Here is a 733-nt window from a genome sequence, read left to right as displayed (position 1 = left end):
AGCGTGGACTTGAACGTGGTCGAGCTGAGGGGATTGAACAGGGCATCGAAAAAGGTTTAGAACAAGGACTTGAACGTGGAAAACTTTTTGCCTTTCTGGATATGGTTCGCCAAGGACTTCTGACTTCCGAGGTTGCCAGCCATCAGCTGGGTATGACTGTCGCTGAGTTTGAGTCGCTATTGAAAAAACATTACAAATAAGACCTAAAAAAATACAGAGAAACCAGCAAAGATAGCATTCGCAAACCATGGTTGGAGTTTTTTGGGAATAAGCCCTTTACCCAGCAACCCGAGCGAGCCATCAGCCAAGCAGACCAACTGCTAGACTACAAGAGCTGGTCCGAGGAGGATAGGGAAATGTTTAGTGAACAACGCAGACGCGAAGAACAAGCCTTGTTAGCACAGGACTATGCCTTGGAGCAAGCTGAAGAAAAAGGGTTGGAGAGAGGTCGTGCAGAGGGGATTGAACAGGGCATCGAAAAAGGTTTAGAGCGTGGACTTGAACGTGGAAAACTTTTTGCCTTTCTGGATATGGTTCGCCAAGGACTTCTGACTTCCGAGGTTGCCAGTCATCAGCTGGGTATGACTGTCGCTGAGTTTGAGTCGCTATTGAAAAAACATTACAAATAAGACCTAAAAAAATACAGAGAAACCAGCAAAGACGAGGTTCGCAAAGCATGGTTGGAGTTTTTTGGCAACAAACCTTTTACCCAGCAACCCGAGCGAGCCATCAG

At 46.5% G+C, this 733-nt stretch carries 3 pseudogenes; all 3 read left to right on the top strand.

The features are described 5' to 3' along the window. A pseudogene (locus tag HT699_RS08060) lies at positions 1-200 on the top strand (hypothetical protein); the annotation flags it as partial. Continuing rightward, positions 201-629, top strand: a pseudogene (locus tag HT699_RS08055) (hypothetical protein); the annotation flags it as partial. After that, positions 630-733: pseudogene (locus HT699_RS11790) on the top strand (flagellar assembly protein H domain protein); the annotation flags it as partial.

Source organism: Streptococcus sp. 1055, from assembly GCF_013276815.1.
Taxonomy (GTDB): Bacteria; Bacillota; Bacilli; order Lactobacillales; family Streptococcaceae; genus Streptococcus; species Streptococcus pseudopneumoniae.
Note: the sequence above shows the minus strand (reverse complement) of the source record. Positions and strands in the feature narration are given on the sequence as shown.